Genomic DNA, 12,615 nt, shown 5'->3' with positions numbered 1-12,615 from the left:
AAACTGCCCCTTCTCGCCGAAACCGGCGATTTAGACGACAGCGGTCCACCACTATTCGGCTATTCGTCGGAAAGTCGCTCGGAGAGGTCGTCGAACCGGTCCTGCATACGCTCCCGTCGCTCGCGTTCGGCATCGGGCCGGTAAGTCGCCTCGAGGATCGAGTCCTCGGTCACCTCGAGTTCGAAGACCGCACCCTCGTGTCTGCCCGCCTCGGGGAGGTCCGCGACAGGGACGGTCCGCTCTTCGCGCACCGATTCGTCTTCCTCGAGGAGCAACACCGCCGTTTCACCGTCGACGATCCGATCGAGGACGGCCGTGTAGGTAGCGGACATACCGGCTATCGAACCTCCAGTGACATCAACCGACGGTCAGTCAGTCGTCCTGGCACTTCTGGGCGGTCAGTTTCGTGTTGGCGCTTCTGAGCGATGGGGCTGTTTGCGCGCATTATTCTTTGAGTTCGATCAGGTCGTCTGGATCGGTCGTGGCCTCGCGCTCGGTGGAGACGAAACTCGACTCGCCGTCGGTCCTCACGACCACGTCGCCGTGGACCGCGGTCCAGTAGGTTTCGATCCTGCGGTCGTCGAAAGACTCGAGAACGTCGGCACTCGGATGGTCGTATTGGGACGCCTGCGCGCTCGAGATGATAGCGATTTCCGGCGTCGATGCGTCGAGTTTCGGACCTGTCGAGGAGGTGGACGACCCGTGGTGGCCCGCCTGATAGACGTCGATCTCGAGGCGGTCGCTCCACTCCTCGACCAGCCGTTCTTCGGTCTCCCCTTCGGCGTCGCCGGTCGTGAGGTAGGAGAACTCGCCGAACTCGAGCGAGAGGCTCACGCTGTTTTCGTGGAGGCCGGTTCCCGACTCGCCCGCGGGCGGGTTCAAGACCGTGGCGTTCACCTGCCCGTCCTCGAGCGGGATCTGGTCTCCCGCCGCGACTTCGAACAACCGTACGTCGTGGCTCTCGACCGCGTCGAGGTAGTTCTCGTAGGTCTGACTCGTGTGTGCGACGCCCGAATCGTAGGCCGCACCGACGCCGTCGCCGTGCTCCTCGAAGTGGTCGATAACCGCCGCGTGGCCGCCGATGTGATCGGCGTGGGCGTGCGTCGCCACCAGATGGTCGATCCGGTCGATATCCTGTGACTCGAGGTAGTCGATGACCGCCGACCCGTCGGATCGCCAGTCGCCGGAATCGATCAGGATCGTCTCGTTCTCGGGCGTCACCAGCAGCGTGGCGTCGGCCTGTCCGACGTCGATGTGGTGGAGCTCGAGTTCGCCGTCGACGGTCGACGTGGACGGCGAGGGCTCGTCGCTCAACTCGGGGGCAGTAGCACAGCCTGCGAGGACGAGCATCGCGGCCACGGCGACGACGAGCAACAGCCGTCTCCGATCGATCATACCGGGCTAACGGTGCGGATAGCTATGGTCGTTTCGGGCCTCGAGAAACCGATGAAACGGCGTTGAACCCGCCTAGAACGCGTCGCCCTCGAGCGATCGATCCGCGTGGAGGTCGCTCTTGAGCGCGTCGTGAACCTTACAGAGCTGGTCCGCGCGGTCGAGTACGTCCTCGGCGGTATCGTCGTCGACCGTCGCCTCGACTCGAATATCGAACTGGATCGACTCGAGTTTGTCGTCGTCGTTCAACTCGCCGTTCGTCTGAATTTCGACACGGCCCATGTCGTCGACGCCGCGTTGTTGCCCGGCGACGCGGAGCGCGGGCACGTAACACGAGCCGTAGGCAGCTAACAGGCTCTCGAGGGTGTCCGGCGCGTCCTCGCCGGTCGAGTCGATGGTCGTCTCGAAGTCGCGGATTTCGTTCGTCGCGCTAAAGCCTTCCTCGGACGTCGTGGTTACTGTCTTGGACATCTCACTGGGACGGACAACAGCCGGGCGTGTAAACGTTATCCTCGCCCATCGAACACGTTCGGCGCAGGGTCGGAAATCGGCGCGGCGAGACCGGCTCTTGCGTGCGATCGATACGCGCTACGGGTTCAGTTCGAACGGCTCGTCGGCCTCGAGCGCGTGGACCTCGGCGTCGCTTCCGGTCGCGGCGACCTCGCTGGCAAAGTCCTCGGGGTCCTGCTCGATCGGCGGGAACGTATCGTAGTGCTGCGGGAAGGCGTGATCGATGTCGAGCCAATCGACGGCGATTGCAGCCTGCCACGGCCCCATCGTGAAGTGATCGCCGATCGGAAGGGCCGCTGCGTCGGGCTCGAGGTGCGGTCCGATCACGTCGCGCATCTCGGTCATGAGACCGGTATCGCCCGCGTGGTAGAACGTCGTCGACTCCTCGTCGCTGACCTGCGTTGGCGTCGTATCGGAGATGATGAAGCCACCGGGCATCCCCACGTCGTACTCGTAGTCGGTCATCACGCCGTTGGTGTGGTCCGCCCGGTGCATCGTCACGTAGGCGTCGCCGCACTCGACGGTGCCGCCGATGTTCATCCCCATCCCGCCGACCGCGTCCTCGAAGCCGAACTCGTCTTCGGCATAGGACACCAGTTCCGGCGTCGCCACGAGCGTCGCGTCCGAAAACGCACCGGCATCCGCGATGTGGTCCGCGTGCCCGTGCGTCAACAGCACGTAGTCCGGCGTCTCGAGGTCGGCGGGCTCGAGGTCGGTCTTCGGATTGTCGAAGAACGGATCGATCAGCAGGTCCGTCTCCCCAACGGTGACGTGCCACGTCGAATGGCCGTGCCAGGTGACTTGCATAGCGTTCGGGCTATTGTCTGACGATAACTTAAAACCGGAGGAGGCGGCCGAACGCCCGCCCGGTTCAGCCCCATGGCTGGCGTTCGACCGCCCGGTGAATCTCCCCAATTCACGGGCGCGATGCCGTGGCATTTTTTACCCCGCGCCCGTAGCCCGACCATGCTCACGCTGAATCTCGAGGAGTTCATGGTAGAGTTAAACGAGGGGTCGATCAAGAACGTCGGCGCGGCGAACAAGTCTGCGACCGTCAAACTCTTCGAAGTCGAATCCGCGGAAGCGAGGGAGTTCGGCGACAAGCGCGTCAAACTCGTTCTCGAGGACGACGACGGCAACGAAGTCCAGGTCTCGCTCTTTCCGGAACAGGTTCGGAGCCTCGTCGGCGACCTCGAGGAACTCGAAGAAAACTCGCCGGTTTTCGAGTAAACCGACGGTCATCGAGACGGAGGCACCCGCTCGAGACCGGATCGGGCGCCAGTTTCGAATGTCGGGTAGAGAGCCCGCGAAATTGCGATATTCGGCGGAGAAAGAGCGTGGTCGCGTCCACGGGCGTCGCGGACGCATTTCGACAACAGTTTTAGGCCGAACCTGCTTGTTGCGAGTAGATGGGTAACTGTATCATCTGCGACAAGCCCGTAGACGGCTTGGTCTGTGAGGTCCACGAGGAGGATGTCGCCTTCGAGTTCGAAGGCACCTCCGCCTCACAGCTCTCGCCCGGTCGGTTTTACCGGGGTACCGTCGACGGGTACGCTGACTTCGGCGTCTTCGTCGATGTCGGCGATCACGTCACCGGACTGTTGCACAGAAGCGAACTCGACCAGCGACTCGAGAGTCTCGACTGGGAACCTGGAGACAGCGTCTACGTCCAGGTTCTCGACGTCCGAGACAACGGAAACATCGACCTCGGCTGGTCGATCAGACAGGACGACCGCGACTTCCGCGGCCGACTGATCGAAACCGCCGACGACGAACTCCGTCCCGAGGAGTTCGAAGAGGACACGGACGAGTCCGCCGCCGACGCGGACGATTCGCCCGACCAGACCGAGTCCGCGGCGTCGTCAACCGATTCGAGTTCCGAAGTCGTCGCCAACGGCAGCGGGTCGACGGCGACCGACTCGAGCGAGACGGACTCGAGCGCCGCGGAGACGACTGATTCGCCAGAAACAACCGCCTCACCGGAAGCGACCGAATCCGCCAGTGAAGTCGAACACGATGCTTCGACGACCGACACCGACCAGGACTCCGACTTCGAGTTCGGAACCGAACCGTCGTTGAACCGAACGACGGTCGGCGACATCGACTCTCAGGTCGGTAGTATCGTTCGCCTCGAGGGCGAGATCACCGGCATCCGACAGACGTCCGGTCCGACCGTCTTCGAACTCAGCGACGAGACGGCGACCGTCGAGTGTGCCGCATTCGAGGAAGCGGGCGTGCGCGCTTACCCCGACGTGGACCTCGACGATGTCGTCGCCCTCGAGGGCGAAGTCGAGCGCCACCACGGCGACCTCCAGATCGAGACGGAGGCGCTCGAGATCCTGACCGACGACGAGCGGGCGACCGTCCTCGAGCGACTCGAGGAAGCGATCGAGCAGGAAGCGCGTCCGTCGGTCCTCGAACTCATCGACGACCACGACGCGGTGTCGGCGGTCGAGGACGAACTCTTCGAGGCCGCGACGCAGATCCGCCGAGCGGTGATGGAGTCGCGACCGATCGTCGTCCGCCACCAGGCGACCGCAGACGGCTACATCGCCGGCGCAGCCATCGAGCGCGCCGTGTTGCCGCTGATCGAAGACAAACACACCCGCGACGACGCGGTCTATCACTACTTCGAGCGGCGACCGCTCGAGGGTCGCGTCTACGACATGGACGCGGCGACCGACGACGTCACCTCGATGCTCGAAGCTCGCGACCGCCACGGCGAGCAACTGCCGCTCGTGATCCTGGTCGACGCTGGCGCGACCGCCGAGTCGGCCAACGGCTACGATCTCCTCTCGCTGTACGACACCGAGTCGATCGTTATCGACGACAGCCGCGCCGACGAAGAGATCACCGACGCCGTCTCGCTGGCAGTCGCACCGTCGCTGACCGGTGCCGACGTCTCCGATCTCACGTCGACCGCACTGGGTGCGAACGTCGCCGCCGCCGTCAACGACGACGTTCGCGGCGATCTCGAGCACCTCCCGGCGGTGAGCTACTGGGAGGACGTTCCCGAGTCCTACCTCGAACTGGCGACAGACGCGGGCTACGACGAGGAAACTCTCGCCGAGCGCCGCGAAGCCGTCGCCCTCGAGGCGTTCTACCAGTCCTACAAGGACAAACGCGAACTCGTGACCGACCTGCTGTTCGACGACGACGGCGATCTGGCGGCCCACGTCTCCGAACAGTTCCGCGACAAACTCGAGACCGAACTCGAGGCGGCCTCGGAGAACTGCGCCGTCCGCGGCGTCGGCGACGTGACGGTGTCGATTCTGGACACCGGCTCGTTCACTCACCGATATAACTTCCCGACGACGACGCTCCTGCTCGACGCGCTCCACCGTCGCGAACGAACGCGAGCCGATCCGCCGTTCGTCACGCTCGGCGTCGGCGACGACGAACTACACGTCCGCGCGACCGAAACGCTCGACGTCCGCGAGCTCGCCAGCGAACTCGCCGAGCGCGTTCCCGACGCCGGCGTCTCGGCCGTCGGCGGCCGCGACGGCCACGTCGAGTACCTCGTCGGCGAACGCGACGCCGTCGAGGAGGCCACAGTCGAGATACTCGGCGAGACGCTCGCCTAACTCGGATCACTCGTCCTGCCGTTCAGTCGACTCGCTCGGAAGAAACATCTTTCATCGTCGCCCGTGGAGTATCACTCATGAGTGACGATCCGGCGACGCGAGTCCGTGAGAACATCACGGAGATCACCTCGATGATCGTCACCGGCCTGTGGCTCGCGCTCATGTTGTCGGGGATCGGTGGTAACCTCTGGCTCGCGGTCCTGTTAGTCGGATACATCGTCGTTATTCCGCTGGTCGCACTGGTGTTCGGCGACGAAACGGACAAACAAGAGTGGTGGGACGACTGGTGGGGAGACGAGTCCTGGGACGAGTGGTGGGGCGAGGAGTCAGACTCGAGTACGGACGCCGCCACCGAAGAGACGGACCGCCGTCCCAGCGGGACGACGGAGCCGAACAACCGCGAGGCCCTCGAGACGCTTCGCGCCCGATACGCCGCGGGCGAGTTGACCGACGAACAGTTCGAACGCAAACTCGAGCGACTGCTCGAGACGGAAACGCTCGAAGACCTAGAGCAGCGACGCGGATCCGGAAGCGATTCCACCGGTCGCGTTGGCGAGGACAGCCCAGCGGACGATCGGTACGGAGACCGCGACCTCGAATATGAAACCGAGTAGCACGCGTCTGACGTAGCTTTACCCGACTCCGCCTCGAGGGAGTGTCTATGGAGCGGCTTCTCGTCTACGGGTCGTACGGCTACACGGGTCGCCTGATCGTCGATGAAGCCGTCTCGCGCGGCCAGTCGCCGACGGTCGCCGGACGGGACGGGAGGAAAGTCACTGCACAGGCCCGCGAGCACGGCCTCGAGGCCCGGACGTTTTCTCTCGAGGACGATATCCCGTCCCATCTCGCCGAGTTCGACGCCGTCCTGAACTGCGCGGGTCCGTTCGTCGAGACCGCAGAGCCGCTGGTTGAGGCGTGTCTCGAGACGGAAACGGATTATCTGGACATCACCGGTGAGTTTCGCGTGTTCGAGCGGATTCGACGCCGGGACGTCCGCGCTCGAGATGCCGGCGTCACCCTGCTTCCGGGGGTCGGCTTCGACGTGGTCCCGTCGGACTGTCTGGCCGCGTTTCTGGCCGACCAGCTTCCGACCGCGGACCGACTCGCGATCGGCGTGCAGGGGATGGACTCGCGCCGCGGGATACCCACCCCGGCCGACGTGTCGCGAGGAACGGCAAAGACGCTCTTCAGCGGGGCCGGAACCACCAATGTCGTCCGCAAAAACGGGGCCCTCGTTCGAGTACCGCTCGGCTTTCGAAGCCGAACGATCGACTTCGGCGACGGCCCCGAACACGCGGTCGCGATCCCGCTCGGAGACGTGGTCACCGCCGCGCAGACGACCGGCATCGAGAACGTCGAGGTGTACGCCGCGATGCCCTCGTGGGCCGGCTCCGCAATGGCCGCCCTCGAGTCGATCGGCTGGCTGCTCGAGAGTCGCCCGGTCCAGAAACTGGCGCGGCCGGCGATCGACGCGCTGATCGACGGCCCCGGCGAGTCCGCCCTCAAGACGGGCGAAACCGTCGTCTGGGGCGAAGTCGGCGACGGCGAGCGGATCGTCAGAGCTCGAATCCGAACGCCGAATCCCTACGCACTAACCGCAAAATCGGCCGTCGAGGCCGCAAAGCGTGTTCTCGATGGCGGCGTTCCAGCGGGAGCACAGACGCCGGCGACGGCCTTTGGCTCCGAGTTCGTCCTCGAGTGTTCCGACAGCGAACGAGAGGTACTCGAAACGCCGGCAGCCGTCGATCTCGAAAAGTAGGCATCAGCTGCGAGAGCGCGATTCGAACGCTCAGTGGGAGACGGAATCAACAGAATCGATCGAACGAACGCTCGTCCGTCAGTAACACCGATCCTCGACGCGCTCGTCGTACATCCTCGAGAGTGTCTCGAGCGGGTCGTCGTCCACCCGATCGTCTCTCTCGATCGCGACGCCGTCGACCGAGGCGACGGGGCGCAGTTCCCACGTCGTGTTCGTCAGGAAAACGCGATCCGCGTCCCGGAGTCGTTCGGGTCGATATCGGCCCTCCTCGACGGGGATGCCGGCGTCGGCGGCGCACTCGAGAACGACTCGACGGGTGATTCCGGGGAGAACGGGGCCGTCGGTCGCGGGCGTGTACAGCGCGCCGTCCTCGACGAAAAAGACGTTGCTCGTCGCCCCTTCGGCGGCGTATCCCTCGCCGTCACAGAGGAGCGCCTCGTCGCCGCTCTCGAGTTCCTGACGCGCCAGAATCCCGTTGAGGTAGTTGTGCGTCTTCGCCGAAGCGGGCACAGCATCGTTGGGAATTCGCCGGGTGTCGACCGTCTCGAGGGCCGCAGGACCGTCCCAGACGGGGTTGCCCTCGAGGCCGCCCCGCGGAAGCGACCCGACGTAGACGACGACCGTCGGGTCGACGTCGGGGTCGGGCGTGAGCTTCCCCGGCTGAACGCCGCGGGTGATCGACAGCCTGACGTAGGCGTCCGAGAGGTCGTTGGCCGAAAGCGTCTCGTCGATCCGCGACAGCAGATCCGCCCGCGAGAGCCCGTGAGTCAACTCGAGCGCGTCGCAGGTCGCCTCGAGACGGGCCGCGTGTGCGTCCCACTCGAAGATCGTCCCGCCGTAGGCCCGCAGCGTCTCGAAGGCGGCGTCGCCGTAGCGAAAGCCCCGATCGTCGACGCGAACGGTCGCTCGAGACGCGGGGACGAGTTCGCCGTCGACGTGATAGCGCAGTTCGTTGGACGGGGAGGCGTCGTTGGCATCGACGCCTGTAGAGTCGGCGCTGTCGGTATCGGCTCGAGAGTCGGTACCGTCTGGGTGTTCGGACATGATCTCTGTTACCTAGAATCGTACTCGGTTGCCAGCCCACAGAAGTTTCGAACCAGGCGTTTGCCGACCGAAAGCGAGATGGATTCCCCTCGAGCGCCGTCCTCGCCCGCGCCGGGTCGTCCGGCGATCGCCTCGGCGGCGGTCCGTTCGTCGGGTGTTTCAGGGGCGGTCCGCGCGTTGGGTGTCTCAGCGGCGGGCGCTCGAGTGAGGATGCTTTCGGGGTGGAACTGCACGCCGACGTGCGGGCGCTCGCGGTGGCGAACGGCCATCAACACCGCGCGCTCGTCGGCCGTTCGGGCGACCGCCTCGAGCGGGGTGGGGAGCGCGTCGCGTTCGACGGCGAGGGAGTGGTATCGGCCGACTTGAACGGGGTCGGGCACGCCCGCGAAGATTCCCGCGCCGTCGTGGGTGAGGAGCGACGGTTTCCCGTGGACGACTTCGGGCGCGTGGACGACCGGCGCGCCGTTGGCCGCACAGAGCGCTTGATGGCCCAAACAGACCCCGAGGATCGGGTACGTCGTCTCCGCGAACAGCGGGATCGAGATCCCCGCCTCCGCCGGCGTTCCCGGCCCCGGCGAGACGACGATGCCGGTCGGGTCGAGATCCGAGACGCCCTCGAGGTCGATCTCGTCGTTTCGCCGGACGACGACCTCGTCGGCGACTTCGCCGACGTACTGGACGAGGTTGTAGGCGAACGAATCGTAGTTGTCCACGACCAGAATCGTCGTTCGCTTACGCATTTCGCTCACCGCCTGCGTCGGCTTCAGTGCCCCCCTCTGCTTCAGGCTCCCCCTCGACTTCAAGTTCGGCTCGTTCGCCGAGCGCCTCGTCGACGGCGGTCACCAGCGCTCGAGCTTTGTCGAGCGTTTCGTCGTACTCTTGGTCGGGAACCGAATCCTCGACGATTCCCGCCCCGACCCGCAGGTGATACTCGTCGCCGTGGCGAACGAGGGTCCGAATCACGATGTTCAGCGTGGCGCGCCCGTCGAAGCCGAAGATACCGACGCTTCCCGTGTAGGGGCCGCGTCGGGTCGCCTCGAGTTCGTCGATGATCGCCATCGTCCGGGGCTTTGGCGCGCCGGTGATCGTGCCGCCGGGAAAGACCGCCGCGATCGCGTCCGCGAGGGTTTCGCCCTCCCGAAGTCGGCCGGTGACATCGGAGACGAGGTGCATGACTTCGGCGTAGCGATCCACGCGGCGGTACTCGGCGACATCGACGGAGCCGTAGGCACATACCTTCCCGAGGTCGTTTCGCTCGAGATCGACTAACATCGCGTGCTCGGCGCGTTCTTTCTCGTCGGTGAGGATGTCCGTCTCGAGAGCCCGGTCTTCGTCTGCGGTCTCGCCGCGCGGACGGGTGCCGGCGATGGGTTCCGTTCGGACGAACGAGCCCTCGCGCTCGAGCAGCAGTTCCGGGCTCGCGCTCACCAGATCAGCGGCCCGGAACTCGAGCAGGCAGGAGTACGGTGCCGGGTTCACGTCCCGGAGCGCGTCGTACGCCGCGACGGGGTGGACCGCGGCCGGCGCGGTGAGTCGCTGTGAGATGTTCGCCTGAAACGTCTCACCGTCGCGAACGTACCGCTTGACCCGTCGCACCCGGTCGGCGAAGGCGTCGCGTCCGCAATCGCTCTCGAAGGTCACCGCCGACGCCGAGACGGGCGGGACGACGGGGTCGACCTCGCCCTCAGGCACATCTCGTGCAACCTCGAGCGCCTTTCGCGCAAGTTCTAGCGCACGCGCTCGACCGCGCTCGTAGGCGGCCTCGATTGCGGCGTCCGTGACTGGTGTCGCACTCGAGTCCGTCCGCCGATCCGAATCGGTATCGTCTCCGCAGCCGATCCGCGGACAGGCGGTCACGCGTAGTTCTCGTTCACCCTCGGCGGGTTCCTCCCAAGCGGCGAGGCGGTCGTAGACCGCAACCTCGAGTCGCGGTAACTGCCTGTCGTCGACGGCGGATTCGGGGAGCTTTTCGAGTTCTCTGGCGATGTCGTAGGAGAGCCACCCGATCGCTCCGCAGGGATAGGGAACGGAACAGTCGCCGCGAACGAGTCGGTCACCCTCGAGCAGCCCCTCGAGAGCCGCGAGTGCGGGCGAATGTGATCGATCGTCCTCGCGAGCGACGGCGTCGGAACGAACGGTGAGTCGATCGATCGGATCGACGCCGAAGTAGCCCCAGCCCGGCTGGCCGCCGGTCGTCTCGAGAAACGCGCCACCGGCTCCGTCGCGTGCTCGTCGGTACGCCAGAAAGGGGTCCTCCACGGGAACGCGAACTTCGATCGGAACGCGGATGTGACGGGCGTCTCCCGACGCGCTCCCTGGGGAAGTTTCCGCGGCTCTGACGGCGTCTCGAACGGACTCGAGAGAGGTCACGACCCGCGGCTCGGTCATACGAGCAGAGAGGTGTCTCCAAACTAATCATCTTGCGGTTCGCGGCGACCCGCCGAGAAAATCCACACGGATCGGTCGGCCGGGAAAGAAAGAGCGACGCCGTAGAACGGCTACCGAACCTGTGCTCTGTCGATCCAGCCCTGCAAACGTGTCTCCGAAATCTCCGTCTCGTCGGCCAGTTCGGCCGCGTCGGCGGCCGCGAGCTGCTCGACGGTGTCGACTCCCGCGTCGCTGAGTCGCTCCGCGTAGGCCGGCCCGATCCCCTTGATCGAGTCGGTCGGCTCGCCGTCGACCGCTGGCTCCGTGTCTTCCGTCGCCTCGTCGTCGGTATCGGTTTCGGCATCGCCGGTTGGCTCACCTTCCGACGGCGTCTTATCGGCCGTCGGTGTCGCGTCCTCACCTGTCGGGCCGGTCGCCTCGGCCGGTTCGGCCGCTTCGTCGGCCGAATCCGGCGACTGGGTCATCGAGTCGGTCGAACTAGAGGCCGACGTGCCGGCCGCAGCGGCGTCGTCGGTTTCGTCGGCCTCGTCGTCACCGCCGATGTCCGGTTCGTCTTCAACATCTGATGCGGACTCGCTGTCAACGTCGGAACCCGATTCGTCGCCGGCATCGGACGGCGGTGACGGCGCTCGATCACCCTGTTCGGGCGTCTTTTCGGTCGTCGGTGTCGCGTCGTCATCCGTCGGGCCGGTCGCTTCGGCCGGTTCAGCCGCTTCGTCGGCCGAATCCGGCGACTGGGTCATCGAGTCGGTCGAACTAGAGGCCGACGTGCCGGCCGCCGCGGGATCCTCGGGGGCCTCGTCCGCGTCGTTCTGGGTTCGTTCGCGTTCGATAGTGACCCCGACATCTCGAGAGCGGGACGACTCGGATCCCGAGCCACCGAAACCGAGCAGCGACTTGAGCTTCTGAAGGATTCCCATTAACCGAACATTGTTGATTCGCTCACTTAAACCCGTTCGATCCAGAGAGAACCGCCTGCCTACAGCCGTCCTCGAAGCGCCTCGTTCATCGCCGCGACGGGAGCGTCCTCGCCGGTCCAGATCTCGAGCGCTTCGACGCCCTGGTAGAGCAGCATCCACGCGCCGTCTACCGTCGTCGCCCCGACCGCCCCGGCATCGCGAAGCAGCTTCGTCTCGAGCGGGCGATAGACCGCGTCCATGACCGTCAACTCGCCGTGGAGCGCGTCGGCCGGGATCGGCGTCTCGTCGGATTCCATCCCGACGCTCGTCGCGTTGATCACCACGTCGGCCGTCGAGAGCAAGTCGTCGAGCGACTCGAGGCCGTGACCCGTCGCGCCCGACACCGAATCGGCCAGCTCGTGGGCGGTCGACTCCGTGCGGTTCGCGATGTCGACGGTCGCACCGGCATCGGCCAGCCCGAAGGCGATCGCGCGTCCGGCTCCGCCGGCACCGACGACCACCGCTCGAGCGTCCTCGAGGGCGATCTCGTGATCCCGAAGCGCCCTGATCGCGCCGACCGCGTCGGTGTTGTGACCCGTCGGCGTCGATCCGGAGAAGTCGATCGTGTTGACGGCCCTGATGCGGCTCGCGAGGTCATCCGGCTCGACGAGTTCGAGGACGTCCTGTTTGAACGGGATCGTTACGTTCAGCCCGCGAACGCCGAGTGCGTCCGCACCCTCGAGCGCGGATCCGAGGTCGTCTGGATCGGGTTCGAACGTGACGTACCGTCCCTCGAGGCCGAGTTCGTCGTAGGCCGCCTCGTGCATTGGCGGCGAGAGCGAGTGACCGACCGGATTGCCGATGAGACCGAAGACGTGCATACCAACGCTCGTGACGGCGGGAATATAACCGGTGTGACTTCGACGCGTTCGTGCGTGGAACCGTCTCGATGTATCCTGCCTGTTCATCGCCGTGTGAGCGGCGTGTTCGTCGGGCGTCGTCGCTGCCCTCGAGAAGACGCCCGGTTCGGACGATACAT

General features: G+C 65.6%; 13 protein-coding genes. 4 read left to right on the top strand and 9 right to left on the bottom strand.

From position 1 onward, the window contains the following. Nucleotides 1-59: 59 nt before the first annotated feature. From HALLA_RS02585 to HALLA_RS02570, 4 genes are all read right to left on the bottom strand, one after another. Nucleotides 60-332, bottom strand: coding sequence for a DUF3006 domain-containing protein (locus HALLA_RS02585; protein ID WP_049951923.1), 273 nt, complete (start codon nucleotides 330-332; stop codon nucleotides 60-62). A gap of 112 nt (nucleotides 333-444) precedes the next feature. Then, the gene (locus tag HALLA_RS02580; protein ID WP_049951922.1) at nucleotides 445-1,395 is read right to left on the bottom strand and encodes an MBL fold metallo-hydrolase; all 951 of its coding nucleotides are present in this window, start codon (nucleotides 1,393-1,395) and stop codon (nucleotides 445-447) included. Nucleotides 1,396-1,467: 72 nt separating this feature from the next. Continuing rightward, nucleotides 1,468-1,863: an OsmC family protein gene (locus tag HALLA_RS02575; protein ID WP_049951921.1), complete on the bottom strand. Its 396-nt coding sequence runs from the start codon at nucleotides 1,861-1,863 to the stop codon at nucleotides 1,468-1,470. Nucleotides 1,864-1,980: 117 nt separating this feature from the next. Next, nucleotides 1,981-2,709 (bottom strand): metal-dependent hydrolase, encoded by a 729-nt coding sequence (locus HALLA_RS02570; RefSeq protein WP_049951920.1) that lies wholly within the window; start codon nucleotides 2,707-2,709, stop codon nucleotides 1,981-1,983. Between the two features lie 159 nt (nucleotides 2,710-2,868). Between HALLA_RS02570 and HALLA_RS02565 the strand changes: the two genes are divergently transcribed. The 4 genes from HALLA_RS02565 (at nucleotide 2,869) to HALLA_RS02550 (ending at nucleotide 7,245) form a co-directional block, all read left to right on the top strand. Next, the gene (locus HALLA_RS02565) at nucleotides 2,869-3,132 is read left to right on the top strand and encodes a hypothetical protein (protein ID WP_049951919.1); all 264 of its coding nucleotides are present in this window, start codon (nucleotides 2,869-2,871) and stop codon (nucleotides 3,130-3,132) included. A gap of 179 nt (nucleotides 3,133-3,311) precedes the next feature. Next, nucleotides 3,312-5,486 carry a DHH family phosphoesterase gene (locus tag HALLA_RS02560; protein WP_049951918.1) on the top strand — a complete coding sequence of 725 codons (2,175 nt, stop codon included), beginning with the start codon at nucleotides 3,312-3,314 and terminating at the stop codon, nucleotides 5,484-5,486. 77 nt (nucleotides 5,487-5,563) lie between these two features. Then, nucleotides 5,564-6,100 carry an SHOCT domain-containing protein gene (locus HALLA_RS02555; RefSeq protein ID WP_049951917.1) on the top strand — a complete coding sequence of 179 codons (537 nt, stop codon included), beginning with the start codon at nucleotides 5,564-5,566 and terminating at the stop codon, nucleotides 6,098-6,100. Nucleotides 6,101-6,147: 47 nt separating this feature from the next. Further along, on the top strand, nucleotides 6,148-7,245 hold the full coding sequence (locus HALLA_RS02550) for a saccharopine dehydrogenase family protein (protein ID WP_049951916.1): 1,098 nt from the start codon (nucleotides 6,148-6,150) through the stop codon (nucleotides 7,243-7,245). Between the two features lie 78 nt (nucleotides 7,246-7,323). Here HALLA_RS02550 and HALLA_RS02545 read toward each other — a convergent pair whose 3' ends face one another. The 5 genes from HALLA_RS02545 to HALLA_RS02525 form a co-directional block, all read right to left on the bottom strand. After that, the gene (locus HALLA_RS02545; protein ID WP_084568908.1) at nucleotides 7,324-8,289 is read right to left on the bottom strand and encodes an aminotransferase class IV; all 966 of its coding nucleotides are present in this window, start codon (nucleotides 8,287-8,289) and stop codon (nucleotides 7,324-7,326) included. Nucleotides 8,290-8,297: 8 nt separating this feature from the next. Then, nucleotides 8,298-9,029, bottom strand: a complete 732-nt coding sequence (locus HALLA_RS02540) for an anthranilate synthase component II (RefSeq protein WP_049951915.1) — start codon at nucleotides 9,027-9,029, stop codon at nucleotides 8,298-8,300. Next, on the bottom strand, nucleotides 9,022-10,677 hold the full coding sequence (gene pabB / locus HALLA_RS02535) for an aminodeoxychorismate synthase, component I (RefSeq protein WP_049951914.1): 1,656 nt from the start codon (nucleotides 10,675-10,677) through the stop codon (nucleotides 9,022-9,024). The genes HALLA_RS02540 and pabB overlap by 8 nt, the downstream gene beginning before the upstream one ends. Nucleotides 10,678-10,787: 110 nt before the next feature. Beyond that, nucleotides 10,788-11,597: a helix-hairpin-helix domain-containing protein gene (locus HALLA_RS02530; protein WP_049951913.1), complete on the bottom strand. Its 810-nt coding sequence runs from the start codon at nucleotides 11,595-11,597 to the stop codon at nucleotides 10,788-10,790. Nucleotides 11,598-11,656: 59 nt separating this feature from the next. Then, entirely contained in the window at nucleotides 11,657-12,457 is an 801-nt protein-coding gene (locus HALLA_RS02525; protein WP_049951912.1) for a shikimate dehydrogenase, read from the bottom strand. Nucleotides 12,458-12,615: the final 158 nt, after the last annotated feature.

This window comes from Halostagnicola larsenii XH-48, assembly GCF_000517625.1.
Classification (GTDB): domain Archaea; phylum Halobacteriota; class Halobacteria; order Halobacteriales; family Natrialbaceae; genus Halostagnicola; species Halostagnicola larsenii.
The sequence above is the reverse complement of the archived record's forward strand: the minus strand, read 5'-3'. Positions and strand labels throughout refer to the sequence as shown.

What these genes read in the sequence shown, in the direction of transcription:
- HALLA_RS02585 (WP_049951923.1), bottom strand. Translation starts at nt 332, where the DNA reads ATGTCCGCTACCTACACGGCCGTCCTCGATCGGATCGTCGACGGTGAA.
- HALLA_RS02580 (WP_049951922.1), bottom strand. Translation starts at nt 1,395, where the DNA reads ATGATCGATCGGAGACGGCTGTTGCTCGTCGTCGCCGTGGCCGCGATG.
- HALLA_RS02575 (WP_049951921.1), bottom strand. Translation starts at nt 1,863, where the DNA reads ATGTCCAAGACAGTAACCACGACGTCCGAGGAAGGCTTTAGCGCGACG.
- HALLA_RS02570 (WP_049951920.1), bottom strand. Translation starts at nt 2,709, where the DNA reads ATGCAAGTCACCTGGCACGGCCATTCGACGTGGCACGTCACCGTTGGG.
- HALLA_RS02565 (WP_049951919.1), top strand. Translation starts at nt 2,869, where the DNA reads ATGCTCACGCTGAATCTCGAGGAGTTCATGGTAGAGTTAAACGAGGGG.
- HALLA_RS02560 (WP_049951918.1), top strand. Translation starts at nt 3,312, where the DNA reads ATGGGTAACTGTATCATCTGCGACAAGCCCGTAGACGGCTTGGTCTGT.
- HALLA_RS02555 (WP_049951917.1), top strand. Translation starts at nt 5,564, where the DNA reads ATGAGTGACGATCCGGCGACGCGAGTCCGTGAGAACATCACGGAGATC.
- HALLA_RS02550 (WP_049951916.1), top strand. Translation starts at nt 6,148, where the DNA reads ATGGAGCGGCTTCTCGTCTACGGGTCGTACGGCTACACGGGTCGCCTG.
- HALLA_RS02545 (WP_084568908.1), bottom strand. Translation starts at nt 8,289, where the DNA reads ATGTCCGAACACCCAGACGGTACCGACTCTCGAGCCGATACCGACAGC.
- HALLA_RS02540 (WP_049951915.1), bottom strand. Translation starts at nt 9,029, where the DNA reads ATGCGTAAGCGAACGACGATTCTGGTCGTGGACAACTACGATTCGTTC.
- pabB (WP_049951914.1), bottom strand. Translation starts at nt 10,677, where the DNA reads ATGACCGAGCCGCGGGTCGTGACCTCTCTCGAGTCCGTTCGAGACGCC.
- HALLA_RS02530 (WP_049951913.1), bottom strand. Translation starts at nt 11,597, where the DNA reads ATGGGAATCCTTCAGAAGCTCAAGTCGCTGCTCGGTTTCGGTGGCTCG.
- HALLA_RS02525 (WP_049951912.1), bottom strand. Translation starts at nt 12,457, where the DNA reads ATGCACGTCTTCGGTCTCATCGGCAATCCGGTCGGTCACTCGCTCTCG.